An 18107-nucleotide genomic window follows, 5' to 3' on the forward strand; every position below is an offset into this window, starting at 1 on the left:
TAGAACTTGTCCAATCCTAGCGATCATTTCGATTAACTTATTCTCGAAACGAAAGTAGGAATTTTTTTTGTACCTAAAATTAAGAATGGAGGATGAACATGGTTAAGCTCTATGTCCTGGCGGTTGTCATTGGTGGAGTGACCGGATTTATTTTTCACATCCTGTTTAACAAAGGTACGATTATGCTCCCGGTGAGACGAAAGAAAGGCTTTTATTTAGGTTTTCTTGCAGATATTTTATTTGGAGCAACAGCCGCGACATTATTTGTTTCTTTATTTATACCAGAAAACATGTTAAAGGATATGCGTATGGTAATCGGATACTGTATATTAGCTGGTCTCTCATCTCAAAGCTTTCTTTTAAGTAGGGCACTTAACACTGAACGGGAAAGGGTAAGTTCACTGCATAATATTTCTAAGCAAATTGTGTAGTATCTACAATAATTTACTTAGCAAAAGATGAAGGAGGCATGTAATGAGGCTAGTGCTAACACCTGAAGAGAAAGCAATTTATTTAGATTTATTAGAGGATTTATTAAATGCTGATACTGAATACGAAATAAAAAGTATCGAATTCCAAGTCATAAGCTTTTTAAATAACATAAAAGAATCTAGAAAAAATGTTGAAGATTTCGATGAAAAAGCAGCAGCCGCTCAATTCGTAAGAGCTGGTAAATTGAAAAGTTAAGCAATCATTTAATTGACTTTATTCAACAACTAAAAACTGGAACTCAAAATTAGAGTTCCAGTTCTTTATTTTAGTTAATTCCTAGTTTTGCTTTAATTGTTTGGAGTGTTTGACCTTTAAGCTCTTGGACTGGACTCGGTGTATCTAACACATAATCATTTTCTTTTAAATAATTGGATTCTAGTAATTTAAAGTCTTTAGCATCGGTAATGCCATCAAAGTTAATATCAGTATCTCGATTATTTTTATTCCAGTTTGCTTCAATTAAAAGTGCATCATTTAGATCGACCACGTTGTCTTTATTGATGTCTCCAGCTTTCGATTTAGCAGTGTAATAATAAATACTTTCTCCAATACTTATATTTCCAGCTTTTCTTCCAACTTCAAGCGGAGTGTAAGTAGTAAAATGCCCTGGAACATCTACAATAACAGTGTAAAAAAGTTCGTCTGCTGGCAAGTTATTAATAAAGATTTGCCCGTTTTTTTGTATTTCCCCTATATATAAATTACCTTTTGAATCTTGTGCTTTAACACTTGCACCAACAGCTGTGTAATCCGTTGAATAATTGTAAGTGCCATCTTCCTTATATAGGCCTTGGGCTCCAAGCTGAGCTTGTACTTTTGAATAGGCTGCAAAGATTGGAAGTAGACCTGTTTGAATTAGTGGTCTTACAGTTGCCCCACTCAAATCTTTGTATGCCCCTCCGTAAATACTAAATAGTTGACTAAGTACATTTACATATTCATCGGCTTTAGTATCAAATACTAGATCGATTAATGGCACATCGCCTGAAATACCATCGTTAGGCATTTTCAATGTAATATTTGAAGTTAAGCTAGTTGTACCACTAGTTGTAGAAGTAAGTTCTGTACCTTCTGGTAATGTTTTGTTTTTTACAATCTCAACAGAATCAAAATATTTATTTAAATAATTTAGCGAAAAGCTCATTTCTTTAGCGTTCTTTAATCCATGGCTATATAAAGTATAGGTTACTTTATCACCCATTGTGATAGATTCTTTATTCGGCTTAGCGTAAATGTATTGCGTTCCAGCTTTTACATAGTAAATAACTGTAGGTGCAACAGATGAATTACCGGCTCGATCAGCTCCTACAAATTGAAGCATTGTAGCGGAGGAAGACCCGGTTACAGAAATTTCTTTCGAGAATTTACCATTTTCATCTACGCTTATACTTAATGCTGGTCCATTAGAGCCGTAATATACCTTGTTATTGGATTGTGCTACATTCATTCCGTTCTTTTGCATCTCACTTACTTCGTTATCAATTACCGTTCCCGATAATGTAACTGTTTTTTGATCGGGTGCTAATTCAACAAATGGAAGATCTCCTTTTGGTAAAGCATTTGTTTGATCTAATGAAAGCGTCGCTCCGTTATTATCAATATAGACTTTATCAGTTTTTATAAATTGTTTCCCAGCTTGATTTGTTCCAATTGCTTTAATTTTATAAACGCCATCTGGAGCTGAAGTAGAAGTAAATCCAATCGGCTTTTTAGCATTTCCAGTAAACGGGAAGTATCTTCCTGCAAATCCATCTTGTAAATAATGATCATAGTCTACAGCAGCACCAGTAGTGTTAATTGATGTGATTAGCCCTAAATCTTTATCTGTTTTTGGATCAACTAAAACAAAATCGATCGTTTTCATAGGTGAATTTAAATTGAAATCTAAATCTGTATCTTTAACACTATATTGTGCGATTACGCGATTATTTGAGATAGATGGGGAGTGGACAGCAAAATATTTAAATCCTTCTTCAACAACACGTGCGCCGAATGGTATTTGATAATTCTCTTCAGGATTTTTTTCATTTTCAATACGAATGTATCCTTCATATGTTCCTTTTTCAGCTGTTTTAGGAACGATTAATGAGACAGAAAGCTCTTTTTGTGTACCTGATTTTACCTTAAAAGAGTCCTCAGATAATTTTACATTTACACCATTTTTCTCTGCATCCAATGAACCTTGCGCGCCTACGTTATATTCTACAGAAATAGCATATTTTTTCATTTTTTTGCTTGAGTTAGAGATTACTAGCTTTTTTGACTCGTTGAAAGAAGCTTCGTTATTCATAGGAATAAAACCATAGCTAAGACCACCTGTTTGCTCTTGAATGATTTGCTCTTGTCCATTTTCAATATACGGAGTTTCATCTATAACTGATATTTCTGTATCTGAATGAATAGCTTCATAAGGGTCAACCCTGCCTGCGCCTATTTCAAATACACTATTCTTACCCTTTAATGGGTCTGCTGTATTCATTAATACTGTTTTGATATCAGCAGGTGTATAGCTTGGGTTTGCTTGCAATAATAGTGCCGCAATACCTGCAACATGGGGAGTGGCCATTGATGTACCTGACATTCTTTCATATGCAGATGAATAATCATACTTATCATTTTTATTATTGATATAGGAAGGAACTGTCGAAAGTACATTTACGCCTGGCGCTGTTATTTCTGGTTTTATATCGTATAAAGTTCCTGATGGACCTTTTGAACTGAAGTCTGCTAATACGTCACCAGGAATTTCACTCTCTCCTAGTGCACCTAATGAAACAGTTAATGGACCAGTTGGTAATAAATCCCTAACCGCTGAGCCAGTATTATTATCCAACGAAAAGACTGGAATATTGTCATTCCTTTCTCCTAAGAAGTAAGGAATTTGCCCCTCGTTGCTATTGTTGTTGTATATAATAATTCCTTTTGCACCGTTTTGTTTTGCATATTGCATTTTATCGATTAAAGCATATGTACCACGTACAACAAATGCTATTTTACCTTTTACATCTTTTCCGGAATAATCATTTGGACCGCCTTCTCCAACATTGACAATATCAAATGAGCTTCCAGAAAGATTGCTAAAATCATCGGTCCATTTTTTAGTCATTAACTGTAAAGTTCCATTTATTTTTCGTTTTCCTACTTTGAAACTACTTTTAAAGGTTGTTACTTTAGTAGTTGCTGAGCTTGCACCAACTGTTAATGCTAGGGCAGCTGCCCCCGGAGAGCCTATTGTAGACATCCCGTACTCGCCTGAATTTCCTGCTGCAACAACTGCTGTGACACCACTTAGTACAGCATTATCAATTGCTAGACTTGTAGGGTCTAATGGGTCATTATAATCGCTTCCTAATGAAAGGTTAATCACATCCATGCCATCTTCTACGGACTTATCAATTCCAGCAATTACTGAAGAATTTGCGCCGCTACCATATGGACCTAAAACACGATATACATATAAATCAGCATCAGGCGCGATGCCTGTTACTTTGAAATTTGAATTATTTTTAGCTTGTCCAGCGATTGTGCCTGAAACGTGCGTACCATGCTCGGTATAATAAGAACTACCATTATAGAATTCCGGGTTTCCAGATTTCTTCCAATCATCATAAGTAGTTTCCATTGGATTGTGATCGTTATCTACGAAGTCATATCCACCTTTATACGCATCCTTTAAATCAGGGTGATTGTAATCAACTCCAGTATCAATTACGCCAATTTTTATCCCTTTTCCAGTAAACCCTTCTTTATGAAGCTGATCTATTTTTAAAAATGGTATACTGTCAACGTTTGTTTTGTCCTTCGTTTCATCAATCTGTTTTGGAGGATTCACTCGAACTTGAGAATCGCTGTAAATTGCTTTAACATCACTAAATTGCAATAATTTTTTAATTTGATTAGCTGGGATTGTTAATGAGACCCCATTAAGTGAATGCTTATAAGTATGTTTTATCTGATAAAGAGTTCGGTTTGATTTGGTCTCTTTTCCTACTTTTTCTTGTAAATCTTTTTTAAATTGAATGTGGGATTTCTCAACTTTTGCCATAGCTGTTTCAAGTGAAATGTTTTTTCCTTCAGCTGCTGCTGTTAACTGCTCAGTTTTTGCAGGAAGAACTTTAAATTCAACAATTACAGAAACTTCTTTCGAACTATTTAAGTTTACATCTGATGAAAGATGCAATCCCGTTTTAAATTCGTTCGAATTTAATGCTAGTAGTGCCTCTCTTTGTTCTGGTGTCAGTTTAGCTAATATCACTTCACTTGAAGAAATTGTTTCTGCCTTTGCATTAAAATGATCAGTAATAGGTGCAAAGGTTCCAAACAGAAGACAAGTACTTAATCCAATGGATGTAAGGTGTTTCGTTTTACTTTTCCTTGATTTTCGCATTTTTCCCCACTTCTTTCTCTATTAATAAACTACTAGTTTTTATTTTACAGAATATTCTTTGAATGGAAGGCGGGTTATTTTTGATGTATTTATCTAAATTTTAGCTGATTAAATTTTAAGGAATTTAGTGAAACCTTATATTAACAACATTTCATGTGAAAATCTGTTGGGCGGATTTTTAGGTATAGTAGATTATTTGTGAAAATGGAGGAGTAAGTCTAAAAGCTTTTATTCGGTTTGTTAAAAAGTTAGAATAGTAAAACTAAAAATTAAAACATACTATTTTTTAGATTGATATTGCACTTTTCCAATTGGTTTAGTGCATTTTTTTCCTGGCATGTGAATTTATAGGACAAATAGTGTACAATAATTGTATTACTACAGTTTAAAAATAATATAAATCTGATTAAAATAAAGAGTAACAGTATATTGAACGGAGTGAATTAATGAAGATTTCAACTAAGGGAAGATACGGACTGACAGTTATGATTGAATTAGCTAAAAGATATTGTGATAAACCAATTTCACTCAAGAGTATTGCGAAAGCACAAAATCTTTCTGAGCATTATTTAGAGCAAATTATTTCATTATTACGTAATGCAGGATTAGTTAAGAGTATTCGTGGAGCATATGGTGGGTATATTTTAACAAAGGAACCAAATGAAATTTCTGCAGGTGAAGTGATAACTGCACTTGAAGGATCACTATCTCCAATCGAAAATCTTGAAGATGAAAATCCTGCACAAAGAGAGTTGTGGACTCGGGTTCAAAAAGCGATTAATGAAGTGTTAGACCACACGAGTCTTGAGGACTTAGCAAAATTAGAATCTGACGATTTAAACGGATATATGTTTTATATTTAATTTTAGTGCGTTCAAAGATAGTTGAACGCTTCATAAAGAAAGGGTTTAATAAAAATGGAACGTATTTATGTAGATCATGCTGCGACTTCTCCGATGCATCCAGAAGTTATCGAAAAGATGGTTGTAGAAATGCAAGAGACTTTTGGAAATCCATCTAGTATTCATTCATTTGGCCGACAAGCTCGCCAAAAGATTGATACTGCACGCATGATTTGTGCTAATAGTATAGGAGCAAAAGTTAACGAAATTATTTTTACAAGCGGTGGAACGGAAAGTGATAATCTTGCTGTTCGAGGCGCTGCTTATGCAAATCAAAAATATGGTAAGCACATTATTACCTCTAGCATTGAGCATCATGCTATATTACATACATGCCAGGCTCTTGAAAAGGAAGGCTTTGAGGTTACGTATTTACCTGTTGATCATACAGGGTGTGTGAATGTAGAGGATGTAAAAGCTACACTGCGTGAAGATACGATTTTAGTATCAATTATGATGGTTAATAATGAAATCGGAACAGTTCAACCAATTAAAGAAATTGGTGAACTTCTTAGTGACCATAAAGCTCATTTCCATACAGATGCAGTACAAGCTTACGGCTTAATTCCAATTAATGTTGAAGAACTTGGTGTCGACTTTTTATCCATATCCTCACATAAAATTAATGGACCTAAAGGTGTAGGTTTTCTTTATGTAAGTGAAAATGCAATTTTTACACAATTGCAATACGGTGGACAGCAAGAGCGTAAACGTCGTGCAGGTACAGAAAATGTTCCTGGTATTGTTGGATTAGCAAAAGCGGTAGAAGTTATTCACATTGAAAGAGATAACCGTGTAAAAAGTTATTTGCGTTTCCATGAAATCTTATTGAATGTTCTAAAAGAAAATGGCATTCGTTTTGAAAAAAATGGAAATGAATCGTTTTTTGCACCACATGTGTTAAACTTATCATTTGAAGATATTTCAATTGAATCATTTTTGGTAAACCTTGATTTATCAGGCATAGCAGCTTCGAGCGGGTCTGCTTGTACGGCTGGTAGTATAGATCCATCACATGTTTTAGTTGAAATGTTTGGAATAGACTCACCTAAAATACGTTCTTCGGTTCGATTCAGCTTTGGTTATGGAAATACAGACGAACAAATCCGTATACTTGGAGAACGTGTATCTTCAATTGTAAAGCGATTAGTTAAAATATAAATTTTAAAAATGCGAGGGGATATCATTTATGAATAAAAAAGATCCAAAAGACACTCGCGTAGTAGTAGGAATGTCAGGTGGTGTAGATTCATCTGTAACAGCATATTTATTGAAACAACAAGGATATGATGTCATCGGTATTTTTATGAAAAACTGGGATGACACAGATGAATTTGGCGTATGTACAGCAACCGAAGATTATGAAGATGTAATTGCAGTTTGTAATCAAATAGGAATTCCGTATTATGCAGTGAATTTTGAAAAGCAATATTGGGATAAAGTATTTACCTATTTTTTAGATGAGTATAAAAAAGGTAGAACACCAAACCCAGACGTTATGTGTAACAAAGAAATTAAGTTTAAAGCATTTCTTGAACATGCCATGGAGCTTGGAGCAGATTATGTAGCGACAGGTCATTATGCTGGAGTTGAGTTTCGTGACGGAGAATATAAAATGTTACGAGGAATTGATAGCAATAAAGACCAAACTTATTTCCTAAATCAACTTGGCCAAGAACAACTATCGAAAGTTATGTTTCCACTTGGAGGCTATTTAAAGCCAGAAATTCGTAAAATTGCTGAAGAGGCGGATTTAGCAACAGCTAAGAAAAAAGACAGTACTGGAATTTGCTTCATAGGTGAACGTAACTTTAAAGAATTTCTAAGTAATTATTTACCTGCACAACCTGGTGAAATGAGAACAATGAACGGGGAAGTTAAAGGTAAACATGATGGACTTATGTATTATACAATTGGTCAACGTCATGGACTTGGAATCGGTGGAAATGGAGATCCATGGTTCGTTGTAGGAAAAGACTTAAAAAATAATGTTTTATTAGTTGAACAAGGTTTTCATAATGACTTACTTTATAGTAATGAAGTACTTGCTTCTGATATTAGTTGGACATCAGATAAACCAAAAGAAGGTTCATTTACATGTACAGCTAAATTCCGTTATCGTTCTGAAGATAACGAAGTAACAGTTCACATTTTAGATGATAACTCAGTAAGAATTCTTTGCCACGAAAAAATTCGTGCAATCACTCCAGGGCAAGCCGTTGTATTTTACGACGGAACAGACTGCCTAGGTGGAGGTACAATTGATCGCGCATTTATCGATGGTAATGAATTAACTTATTTAAGATAAATCTATTTACCCCAATCTTAATGGTTGGGGTTGTTTTTTTGAATGAAAATACTTAATTTACCGTTAGAATTTTGAAGAAACGTTCCTTTGAAATGTATACTATGGTGTGATAGTGTTAAATAGATATAGTAAGTTTCTTAAACTGATTAGTATAGAAAATGGATTCTATCCAAAATAATTGAAAGAAAATACATAGAGGTGTCATATATGAATAATTTTGAACGTGGTGTAGCAGCCCTGCAAGAGGGTAACTTAGAGGATGCAGCTAATTTTTTAACGAAAGAAATTGAAGAAAACCCTACTAATTCATTAGCGTATGTTAATTTTGGTCAGCTTTTACTATCGATGGGAGATGTAGAACGAGCTTGTCGTTTTTTTGAAAAAGCTTTAGAAATTGATCCGGAATTGGCAGCAGCGCATTATGCAGTTGGAACAGTGTATTTTGAAGATGGAAAGTATGAATTAGCTAAAAAGCATTTTCAACATTGTGTGAAACTTGGCATGAACGATAGTGATGTTCATTTTATGATTGGATTATGCTGCGTTAATAATGGAGAAGATCGTTTTGCACTTCCATTTTTTCAACGAGCGATTGAGTTAGATGATCAAGATGTAGACGCATTATTCCAATATGGCCTTACTTTAGCTAAATTAGAAATGTTAGATGAAGCAAAAATTAGTTTAGAAAAGGTTTTACAATTAGATGAACTGCATGCTGATGCACATTATAATCTAGGCATTATTGCAATGTTTAATGATCAAGTTACAACTGCGAAAGAGCATTTTAATAAAGCGATTGAAAGTCAAGATGACCATATGCTTGCTATGCATGCTTTAAAAGTAATTGAAAATAAAGACGAGGAATGAAGCTAGTTTAGTGTAAGACGGGGAGGTGGAGAAATGCAAACCCAAAGTGAAATGGAATTGTTTGTTGATGAGACACCATATATTAAAGGGCATATCACAACAATCATCTTTTATAATGCAGAAAACTTTTATACTGTTGCAAAGGTAAAAGTCGTTGATACAAACTTATCAAATTGTGAACAGGAAATGACCATTACTGGGAATATTCCAAGGATGAATGAAGATGAAACATATACATTTAAGGGGATTGTAAAAGACCATCCGAGATATGGTAAACAATTTCAAATTTCATCATTTGAAAAAGAGCTTCCATCTACTAAAAAAGGTGTTATTCAATATTTATCATCAGATTTGTTTAAAGGAATTGGAAAGAAAACAGCTGAGAAAATCGTTGACCATTTAGGTGAAGGTGCAATTAATAAAATTTTAGATAATGCTGATAGCTTAGAAGGTGTTCCCGGTCTGGCAAAATCCAAAGGTAAAGAAATTTATGAAACAATTCTATCTCATCAAGGTCTTGAAAAAGTAATCAGCTTTTTAAGTAGCTATGGCATTGGAACGGGTCTGTCGATTAAAATTTATAAGACTTATAATGAATCAACTCTTGATGTTATCCGAACGAATCCATTTAAGTTAATTGAAGATGTAGATGGGATTGGGTTTGGAAGAGCAGATGAAATTGGTCGAGCAATCGGTATTACAGGAAATCATCCAGATCGGATACGTGCTGGTTGTATTTATATTTTAGAGCATTTATCGATGCAAGAAGGACATGTTTATATAACGCAAGATCAGTTTATTGATGAAACTAGACAATTATTAATGAAACAGGATAAAGAACTTGTCGAAGCAGTCGACATTTCTCGGGAAATGAAACGATTAGTAGCAGACGGAAAGCTGGTTATGGAAGATGAGAGAATCTATCTAGCTGCTCTTTATTATGCTGAAAAAGGCATTGTCAATGCAATCCAAAAATTATTAAGCAGTGCTCCAGATTTAGGAGAAATGACTGATACTAGATTTGCAAAAGAGTTAGAAGACCTCGAATCAAAAATGAATGTAAAATATGCCCCTTCACAAGCGCAAGCAATCAAAAAGGCTATGGAGTCAGCTATGATGGTCCTTACAGGTGGACCAGGGACAGGTAAAACGACAGTTATTAAAGGAATCGTTAATCTATTTTCAACAATCCATGATTTATCATTAGATCAGCATTCTTATCCGAAAGATGATCCATTCCCTTATTTGCTTGCAGCACCTACAGGTAGAGCGGCAAAACGAATGAGTGAAGCAACTGGTTTACCGGCAGTAACAATCCATCGTTTACTCGGTTGGACAAGAGAAGGGGAATTTAGCCATCATGAGGAAAATCCTTTAAATGGAAAATTACTAATCATTGATGAGTTTTCAATGGTTGATGTTTGGCTAGGGAATCAATTATTAAAAAGCATTCCAGAAGGCTGCCAAGTCATTTTTGTAGGGGATGAGGATCAATTACCTTCTGTTGGTCCAGGTCAAGTCTTAAAGGATTTATTAAACTCTGGTACAGTTCCAACGGTACGATTAAAAGACATTTACCGTCAATCAGAAGATTCATCGATTATTACGCTTGCACATTATATAAAAGATGGAACAATTTCCGGGGATTTATTTGAACAAAGAAAAGATCGTTCATTCATTGGGTGTTCAAGTCAACAAGTTGTTGAAGTTGTCAAAAAAGTGTGTGAGAACGCCAATAAAAAAGGTTTTCCTGTAAGAGATATCCAAGTATTAGCACCGATGTATCGTGGTCCAGCGGGAATTGATGCCCTAAATGAAGGACTACAAGAAGTGTTTAACCCTAAAAAAGAAAAACAACGTGAAATGAATTTTGGGGATACAACTTTCCGTACAGGTGATAAAGTTCTCCAACTTGTAAACGTTCCTGAAAACAATGTTTTTAATGGAGATATGGGGGAAATTGTAAACATTTTTTTCGCCAAAGAGAATGTAGAACAACAAGATATTATTATCGTTTCATTTGATGGAAATGAAGTGACCTATACTAGACCAGACTTTTCTCAATTAACTCTTGCCTATTGTTGTTCAATTCATAAGTCGCAAGGTAGTGAATTTGATATTATTGTGCTTCCGATTGTCAAAAGTTATTATCGAATGCTTCGAAGAAATTTAATTTACACTGCAGTGACTAGAAGTAAGAAGTTTTTAATCATGTGCGGTGAACAAGATGCATTTATTCAGGGCATTGGAAGAACAGATGATGGTCAAAGGCAAACTACTCTTTGTATGAAACTAAAAGGGATTGAAAATGGTGAAGTACAACTAAACGAGGATTTACCATTTCAGCTTTCAGATGAATTACCAAATCTTTCACCTTATGATTTCATGTAATTGACTAAGAATATATAGTGCAAGACGATTCCTGTACTAACGTATATTTTTATGAAAATTTGGTCACAATGCTTAGAAACATTGCCTTTTTTAGGCTAAGGGAGCGAGCGTTGTGAATTGTCCAAATTGTCATAGTAAAGACTTAGGGAAAATAGGTGTAAATCAATATTATTGTTGGGGATGTTATATTGAACTAACAATTAATAAAGGCATTATTTATACCCACCAAGTTGAAGAAGATGGTACGTTAAGTTCGTTGGATGATTTATTTGACGAAGAGGATCGAAAACTTAGTATGTAGGAGTGGGTAATTGATGGCTAGAAAAAGCTCTTTATTAGGTTTAGGTTTAGGTGCAGGTGCACTTGCGATGAAGTTAATGTACGATAATAAATGGCTTACTTCAAAGAACATGAAACGTATGAGAAAGTCATTGAAAAAAATGCTTTAATTTTTTAAAGCACATGTCTTTAGGGCATGTGCTTTTTTATTGTCAAAAAAGAGTTAGACAATTAATTACTAAACAACCTTGTCAACTAAATAACCAAATTTTCGTAAAGGAGTTTAGTGAGATTGATTTCCACTGCGGGATGCTCGCTTTCCATGGGGCGAGACCTAAGCCTCCTCGTCACGTGCGTTCCTGTGGGGTCTCAGGCTTCCCGCATATCCCATAGGAGTCGAGCACCCCTCCGTTCCAATCAATTTATTCATCAAAAAATGGTTACACTAAAAACCTATTTTAAAATCCTTTACTTAGAGTAGCATACAGCATGGTAATCAGTTTGAAGGTCCAGTTTGTAGGTCAATTAAGATCGAACTTCAACGTATTATAATAATCATTTTAAAATGTCTTTCTAAAAATAAGCTCTTAAATATTTTTAACTTCTCAAGACTAAACAATTACTTAGTTTGTTAATTTTATAAAGCCGTTCAAAGATATTAATATCATTATAGGATAAAAAAATAATTATCATATCAATAAGATGCACTTAATTTACGCTTGAATATTTTATATTTTATCACTCTGACATATCTATAAAGGACATGTGCTAAGTTTTTTCAATGTATTTCATCCAATCCTAATCTTACATTACTCAATTATTTATAATTTTCCATTGAGAAAATGATCATCTTCTTTTATCATTTATAAAAACATGGAAAAGAGATGGTAAATGTGGGAATGGGAGTTAGGCTTGTTAAAAATGATTTGAAGTATGCAGAGCAGGTTTTTAATTTATCGTCAGATCCAGGTGTGAAAGATGTATTGGGAATAAAAGTAGATAATATTGATGATACAATTGGATTTATTAGTTATATTGTTCAGCAGGAATTAAAAGGTAAGGTAATAAATCGGATAATATTGAACGAACAAGATGAAGTAGTCGGTATAACAACTTTAAAGCACATTGACCGAGGAGATGGGATTTGTCATATCGGTACTTGGATAGGTGTTCCATTTTGGGGGCAAGGGTATAATGAAGCTTCCAAAATTGAAATTTTAAAAATTGCTTTTAAAGAGTTGAAAATGGATTATGTTTTTGCTGGTGCAAAAGAGTCGAATACTAGATCAAGGCGGGCACAAGAGAAGTTATCTTATATGACAATTGGAGTAGAGAATGAATTTCCAAAAGAACTAACAATCGTTGAACAAGAAGCAAAAACGAAATGTGTATTGAATGTTGTGAAGAGAGAAGACTTCGCAAAATTTTTAACAAGTCACATAATTTAATTGAAATTCTCCATACTATTATCAGTATGGAGGTTTTTTTATGGACGGTTTAAAGTTAAAGTGGATATATCGATTATGTTTAATTTTGCTCATTGGATTAGTTGGAATAGTTTTTTATTATTTAAAACCAGTTTATTTACATATTGTAATTGGTGTTTTAAAATCGATGGTTCCATTTTTGATTGGGTTAATAATTGCCTATTTGTTACATCCAGCAATTGAATATATTCATAAAAAAGGGATTAAACGAGTTTTTGCGATTTTATTGATTTATTTATTATTTTTTGGAGGGTGTGTACTAGGGCTTTATTTACTACTCCCAATTTTTAAACAACAGTGGCAAGATATTTTAAGAGCTTTTCCTAAAGTTATGGCATTATATGATAATTTTTTATCAAAAATCGATCGAAAAACTTCGAGGATGCCAATTTTTCTTCATAATCGGATTGATTTAATGATTAATGGCGCTGAAAGATCAGGATTATCATTATTGAATAAATCTGGTGAATGGATGAAGCAATTAGTAAATAATATGATTTCACTCTTTATCATTCCGTTTATCGTTTTTTACTTTTTAAAAGATTATAAGGTCTTATCGAATATGTTTTGGAAAATTATCCCTTACAAATGGCGATATGAAGCAAAAGGTTTAGCAAAAGAACTTAATAATACATTTGGAAAATATATTCGTGGTCAAATATTAGTTTGTTTTTTACTGTTTGTACTAGCAACAATATTTCTTTGGATTGTTCGAATGAAATATGCTCTAGTATTAGGAGTAGTCATAGGAATAACAGATATCATTCCGTATTTCGGGCCGGTTATTGGAGCTGTACCAACTCTGTTTCTAGCCGCTTCGGGAGGAACAAGTTTATTAATTAGAGTAGGTATTACATTAATTATTTTACAATTGATCGAAGGTAACGTTCTTTCTCCGCTCATAATTGGAAAATCAATTCATACTCATCCAGTTATCATTATGTTTTCATTATTAGTTGCAGGTGAAATAGCTGGTTTTATAGGTTTGTTAGTTGCTGTACCGGTATTAGTGGTCATCATTTCTGTTATTCGCTATTACAGTAATAGAAAAGAGCGTCTCTCAACTTGACTTTCATTTTTGACAATGATACTATTTTTTCATACAATTTATATTTGCAAAATTTTGAAGGAAAAAGTATGTCACTAAACCATTTAAGCTTATTCAAAAGAGAGAAGTTTCCTAGGCTGAAAGAAACTTTAATGAAGGGTGACAGAAAAGCTACTCCTGAATGCAGCTAATCACTGACGCGTCAGACCACGTTACGGTCTCTTGAGGTGATGAATAGACTTCGAGGCATTTGCCTAAGCAACAAGCTTTCTGTTCATAATCAGGGTGGTATCGCGAGTACATCTCGTCCCTGTTTTAGGGACGGGATTTTTTTGTTTTTATAACATTATAAATTTACTAAATGGAGGTTAATATAATGAAAAAGCTAACTGCTGCTCAAATTCGCCAAATGTACTTAGACTTCTTTAAAGAAAAAGGTCACTCTATTGAGCCAAGTGCATCTTTAGTACCAGTAGAAGATCCAACTTTATTATGGATTAATAGTGGTGTAGCGACATTAAAAAAATATTTTGATGGTCGAGTAATTCCAGAGAATCCAAGAATAACAAATTCACAAAAATCAATTCGAACAAATGATATTGAGAATGTTGGGAAAACAGCTCGTCACCATACATTTTTTGAAATGTTAGGTAATTTCTCAATCGGAGATTATTTCCGTGAAGAAGCTGTAACATGGGGTTGGGAGCTTTTAACTTCATCTGAATGGTTTGGTTTTGAAAAAGAAAAATTATTCGTTACAGTCTATCCTGAGGATAAAGTAACGTATGATTTATGGATTAAATTAGGATTAGATCCTGAGCATATTATCCTTTTAGAAGGTAACTTCTGGGAAATTGGTGAAGGACCATGTGGACCATGTACAGAGATTTTCTATGATCGTGGAACAAAATATGATCCAGAAAACATTGGAATTAAATTATTAAAAGAGGATTTAGAAAATGATCGATATTTAGAAATTTGGAATATTGTATTCTCTCAATTTAATTCAAAAGATGGTTTAGACCGTAAAGAATACCCTGAATTACCAAGCAAAAACATTGATACTGGTATGGGCTTAGAACGTATGGCAAGTGTACTACAAGAAGTAGACACAAATTTTGACACTGATTTGTTTATGCCAATTATTAATGTTGTTGAAACAATTTCGGGTCAAAAATATCGAAATGGACAATTAGATCAAGATACTGCTTTTAAAGTAATTGCTGACCATATCCGTACGGTATCATTTGCTGTTGCAGATGGCGCTCTTCCTTCAAATGAAGGTCGCGGATATGTATTACGTCGTTTAATCCGTCGTGCTGTTCGTTTTGCTAAAAAATTAGGTATTGAACGTCCATTTATGTTTGAACTTGTTCCAGTTGTTGCAGAAATTATGGAAAGCTACTATCCAAATGTGAAAGAAAAAGTACCGTTTATTCAAAAGGTAATTAAAAATGAGGAAGAACGTTTCCATGAAACATTACATGAAGGATTATCACTTCTTACAAATGTAATGAAGGATGCAAAAGCTAAAGGCAGTACTGTAATTAAAGGCGAAGATGTTTTCCGTCTTTATGACACATACGGTTTCCCAATTGAATTAACAGAAGAGTATGCAGAAGAAGAAGGATTAACAGTTGATCATGACGGTTTCGAAGTTGAAATGGAGAAACAACGTGAGCGTGCTCGTTCTGCAAGACAAGATGTTGACTCAATGCAAGTACAAAGTGAGGCACTTCGTGAAATCAAGGAAACTTCAGTTTTTGTAGGTTATAGCGAAGGTTCGGTTGAATCTACAGTTCTTGTTCTAGTACAAGACGGAGAAAAAGTTGAAGATGTAGCAAATGGAGAAGAAGCTCATTTAATTCTTGATGTAACTCCTTTCTACGCTGAAAGTGGCGGTCAAATTGCAGACCGTGGAACTTTAACTGCTCCTGGTTTAAAAGTAGAAGTACTTGATGTTCAAAAAGCTCCAAACGGACAAAATTTACATCGCGTAAGGGTTGTTGAAGGTGCTTTATCAGTTGGTGCTAAAGTTGATTCAACAATTAATAAAGCTAACCGTTCAAGTATTGTAAAGAACCACACAGCTACTCACTTATTACACCAAGCATTAAAGGATGTACTTGGAACTCATGTAAATCAAGCTGGTTCATTAGTAAACCAAGAACGCTTACGTTTTGACTTCTCGCATTTCGGTCAAGTAACGTCTGAAGAGCTTGAAACAATTGAAAAAATTGTGAATGAAAAAATTTGGGAAAGCATCCCAGTTCAAATTTCTGAAAAAGCAATTGCTGAAGCAAAAGCAATGGGAGCAATGGCATTATTCGGTGAAAAATATGGGGATGTAGTACGAGTAGTACAAGTTGGAGATTATAGTCTTGAGCTATGTGGTGGATGTCATGTTGATAACACAGCATCGATCGGTACATTTAAAATAATTTCTGAGTCAGGAATTGGAGCTGGTACGCGACGTATTGAAGCAGTAACTGGCAAATCAGCTTACGAATATATGCAAGAACAAATTGGCCAACTAAAAGAGGCAGCTGGTCTATTAAAATCAAATACGAAAGACGTTGTTACTCGTATTGAAACTTTACAATCAGATTTAAAACAAGTTCAAAAAGAAAATGAATCACTTTCTTCAAAATTAAGCAATATTGAAGCAGGAAATATTAGTAATAACGTAAAAGAAGTAAATGGAGTAAAATTTGTAGCTGCTAAAGTAAATGGAGCAGATATGAATAGTCTCCGCACAATGGTTGATGACCTTAAAAATAAAATTGGTTCTGTTGTTGTATTACTTGGTTCTGCTAATGAAGGTAAAGTAAACTTAATTGCTGGTGTTACAAAAGATTTAGTAAGTCAAGGATATCATGCAGGAAATCTAATAAAAGAAGCTGCTTCAATTTGTGGCGGAGGAGGCGGAGGCCGTCCTGATATGGCTCAAGCTGGCGGTAAAGATCCTTCGAAATTAGACGAAGCTGTTGCTTTTGTTGAAAAATGGATGAACACGATTTCAAAATAATATAAAAATCGTGTACAATAACAGATATAAAATTTTTTAGCTGATTCGTAACTGCGTAATAAAAATGGTACAATGTAATTAGCTAAAAATATACGGATAAGTGGGGTGCTTTGTATGGATTCATTTGATAAAACGATGAAGTTTAGTTTGCAAGATGAAGGTCAAGATATACGAGTTAATGAAGTTTTGTTAAAGGTTCATGACGCGTTACAAGAAAAAGGCTATAATCCAATCAATCAAATAGTAGGATACTTATTATCAGGTGATCCTGCATACATTCCTCGTCACAATGACGCAAGAAGTATGATGAAAAAACTAGAACGTGATGAAATCATTGAGGAATTAGTTAAATCTTACTTACAACAACATCGTGGAGAATAATTAATGAGAGCACTTGGGCTAGATGTAGGTACTAAAACAATTGGTGTAGCTGTAAGTGATGCTCTTGGTTGGACGGCTCAAGGTATTGAGACAGTCAAAATTGATGAAGAACGTCAGAAATTTGGACTAGACCGACTAAAAGAAATCATCGACAGCTACGAAATCGAAAAAGTAGTGGTAGGTTTACCTAAAAATATGAACGGAAGTATTGGAGAACGCGGTGAAGCATGTACGCGTTTTGGAAAAATGATTGAAGAAGAATTCAATCTTCCGGTTATACTATGGGATGAAAGACTTTCAACAATGGCAGCCGAACGATTTCTAATCTCTGCTGACGTAAGTCGCAAGAAAAGAAAACAAGTAATCGATAAAATGGCAGCAGTAGTTATTTTACAAAACTACTTAGATAGTATAAAGTGATAAAGAAGAATGGAGATTGGCCGACAACAATGGTATTTGCAGAAATAACTTTTTGTGCGGCCCCTCCACCTCTTCACTTTTATACTAATACATAAAAGGATTAAAATAATAGAGGTG

General features: G+C 34.2%; 15 protein-coding genes. 14 read left to right on the forward strand and 1 reads right to left on the reverse strand.

The annotated features are described in order from the left end of the window. Positions 1-98 precede the first annotated feature (98 nt). Positions 99-431, forward strand: a complete 333-nt coding sequence (locus AN960_RS14210; RefSeq protein ID WP_056472677.1) for a DUF4257 domain-containing protein — start codon at positions 99-101, stop codon at positions 429-431. A gap of 43 nt (positions 432-474) precedes the next feature. After that, positions 475-687 carry a hypothetical protein gene (locus tag AN960_RS14215; RefSeq protein WP_056472680.1) on the forward strand — a complete coding sequence of 71 codons (213 nt, stop codon included), beginning with the start codon at positions 475-477 and terminating at the stop codon, positions 685-687. A gap of 70 nt (positions 688-757) precedes the next feature. Here AN960_RS14215 and AN960_RS14220 read toward each other — a convergent pair whose 3' ends face one another. Then, positions 758-4879: a S8 family serine peptidase gene (locus AN960_RS14220; RefSeq protein WP_056472682.1), complete on the reverse strand. Its 4122-nt coding sequence runs from the start codon at positions 4877-4879 to the stop codon at positions 758-760. A gap of 446 nt (positions 4880-5325) precedes the next feature. Between AN960_RS14220 and cymR the strand changes: the two genes are divergently transcribed. The 12 genes from cymR to ruvX all read left to right on the forward strand — a co-directional run bounded on the left by cymR (position 5326) and on the right by ruvX (position 17990). Continuing rightward, a complete protein-coding gene (gene cymR, locus AN960_RS14225) occupies positions 5326-5742 on the forward strand; it encodes a cysteine metabolism transcriptional regulator CymR (RefSeq protein ID WP_056472685.1) in 417 nt (138 codons plus the stop codon). A 54-nt stretch (positions 5743-5796) separates the two neighbouring features. Next, positions 5797-6942, forward strand: coding sequence for a cysteine desulfurase family protein (locus tag AN960_RS14230; protein ID WP_056472688.1), 1146 nt, complete (start codon positions 5797-5799; stop codon positions 6940-6942). Between the two features lie 28 nt (positions 6943-6970). Beyond that, positions 6971-8089 (forward strand): tRNA 2-thiouridine(34) synthase MnmA, encoded by a 1119-nt coding sequence (gene mnmA, locus AN960_RS14235; protein ID WP_056472690.1) that lies wholly within the window; start codon positions 6971-6973, stop codon positions 8087-8089. A 207-nt stretch (positions 8090-8296) separates the two neighbouring features. Then, positions 8297-8956, forward strand: coding sequence for a tetratricopeptide repeat protein (locus AN960_RS14240; RefSeq protein ID WP_056472693.1), 660 nt, complete (start codon positions 8297-8299; stop codon positions 8954-8956). A gap of 33 nt (positions 8957-8989) precedes the next feature. Then, positions 8990-11347: an SF1B family DNA helicase RecD2 gene (gene recD2, locus AN960_RS14245; protein ID WP_056472697.1), complete on the forward strand. Its 2358-nt coding sequence runs from the start codon at positions 8990-8992 to the stop codon at positions 11345-11347. Positions 11348-11459: 112 nt separating this feature from the next. Further along, positions 11460-11648: a YrzR-like zinc ribbon domain gene (locus AN960_RS14250; protein ID WP_056472699.1), complete on the forward strand. Its 189-nt coding sequence runs from the start codon at positions 11460-11462 to the stop codon at positions 11646-11648. Between the two features lie 13 nt (positions 11649-11661). After that, positions 11662-11796, forward strand: coding sequence for a DUF3918 family protein (locus AN960_RS24065; protein ID WP_082459514.1), 135 nt, complete (start codon positions 11662-11664; stop codon positions 11794-11796). A gap of 729 nt (positions 11797-12525) precedes the next feature. After that, positions 12526-13074 carry a GNAT family N-acetyltransferase gene (locus AN960_RS14255; RefSeq protein WP_056473108.1) on the forward strand — a complete coding sequence of 183 codons (549 nt, stop codon included), beginning with the start codon at positions 12526-12528 and terminating at the stop codon, positions 13072-13074. Positions 13075-13114: 40 nt separating this feature from the next. Next, on the forward strand, positions 13115-14182 hold the full coding sequence (locus AN960_RS14260; protein ID WP_056472702.1) for an AI-2E family transporter: 1068 nt from the start codon (positions 13115-13117) through the stop codon (positions 14180-14182). Between the two features lie 355 nt (positions 14183-14537). Further along, positions 14538-17189 (forward strand): alanine--tRNA ligase, encoded by a 2652-nt coding sequence (alaS, locus tag AN960_RS14265; RefSeq protein WP_056472704.1) that lies wholly within the window; start codon positions 14538-14540, stop codon positions 17187-17189. A 114-nt stretch (positions 17190-17303) separates the two neighbouring features. Continuing rightward, positions 17304-17570: an IreB family regulatory phosphoprotein gene (locus AN960_RS14270; protein WP_056472706.1), complete on the forward strand. Its 267-nt coding sequence runs from the start codon at positions 17304-17306 to the stop codon at positions 17568-17570. Between the two features lie 3 nt (positions 17571-17573). After that, positions 17574-17990 (forward strand): Holliday junction resolvase RuvX, encoded by a 417-nt coding sequence (gene ruvX, locus AN960_RS14275; RefSeq protein ID WP_056472707.1) that lies wholly within the window; start codon positions 17574-17576, stop codon positions 17988-17990. Positions 17991-18107 lie beyond the last annotated feature (117 nt).

The sequence above is a fragment of the Bacillus sp. FJAT-25509 genome (genome assembly GCF_001420605.1).
Lineage (GTDB): Bacteria > Bacillota > Bacilli > Bacillales > Bacillaceae_G > Gottfriedia.

Bases quoted from the DNA above. Each gene is read 5' to 3' on its own strand.
- mnmA (WP_056472690.1), top strand. From the start codon at position 6,971: ATGAATAAAAAAGATCCAAAAGACACTCGCGTAGTAGTAGGAATGTCA.
- AN960_RS14270 (WP_056472706.1), top strand. From the start codon at position 17,304: ATGGATTCATTTGATAAAACGATGAAGTTTAGTTTGCAAGATGAAGGT.
- AN960_RS14215 (WP_056472680.1), top strand. From the start codon at position 475: ATGAGGCTAGTGCTAACACCTGAAGAGAAAGCAATTTATTTAGATTTA.
- cymR (WP_056472685.1), top strand. From the start codon at position 5,326: ATGAAGATTTCAACTAAGGGAAGATACGGACTGACAGTTATGATTGAA.
- ruvX (WP_056472707.1), top strand. From the start codon at position 17,574: ATGAGAGCACTTGGGCTAGATGTAGGTACTAAAACAATTGGTGTAGCT.
- alaS (WP_056472704.1), top strand. From the start codon at position 14,538: ATGAAAAAGCTAACTGCTGCTCAAATTCGCCAAATGTACTTAGACTTC.
- AN960_RS14240 (WP_056472693.1), top strand. From the start codon at position 8,297: ATGAATAATTTTGAACGTGGTGTAGCAGCCCTGCAAGAGGGTAACTTA.
- AN960_RS14230 (WP_056472688.1), top strand. From the start codon at position 5,797: ATGGAACGTATTTATGTAGATCATGCTGCGACTTCTCCGATGCATCCA.
- AN960_RS14260 (WP_056472702.1), top strand. From the start codon at position 13,115: ATGGACGGTTTAAAGTTAAAGTGGATATATCGATTATGTTTAATTTTG.
- recD2 (WP_056472697.1), top strand. From the start codon at position 8,990: ATGCAAACCCAAAGTGAAATGGAATTGTTTGTTGATGAGACACCATAT.
- AN960_RS14210 (WP_056472677.1), top strand. From the start codon at position 99: ATGGTTAAGCTCTATGTCCTGGCGGTTGTCATTGGTGGAGTGACCGGA.
- AN960_RS14220 (WP_056472682.1), bottom strand. From the start codon at position 4,879: ATGCGAAAATCAAGGAAAAGTAAAACGAAACACCTTACATCCATTGGA.
- AN960_RS24065 (WP_082459514.1), top strand. From the start codon at position 11,662: ATGGCTAGAAAAAGCTCTTTATTAGGTTTAGGTTTAGGTGCAGGTGCA.
- AN960_RS14255 (WP_056473108.1), top strand. From the start codon at position 12,526: ATGGGAGTTAGGCTTGTTAAAAATGATTTGAAGTATGCAGAGCAGGTT.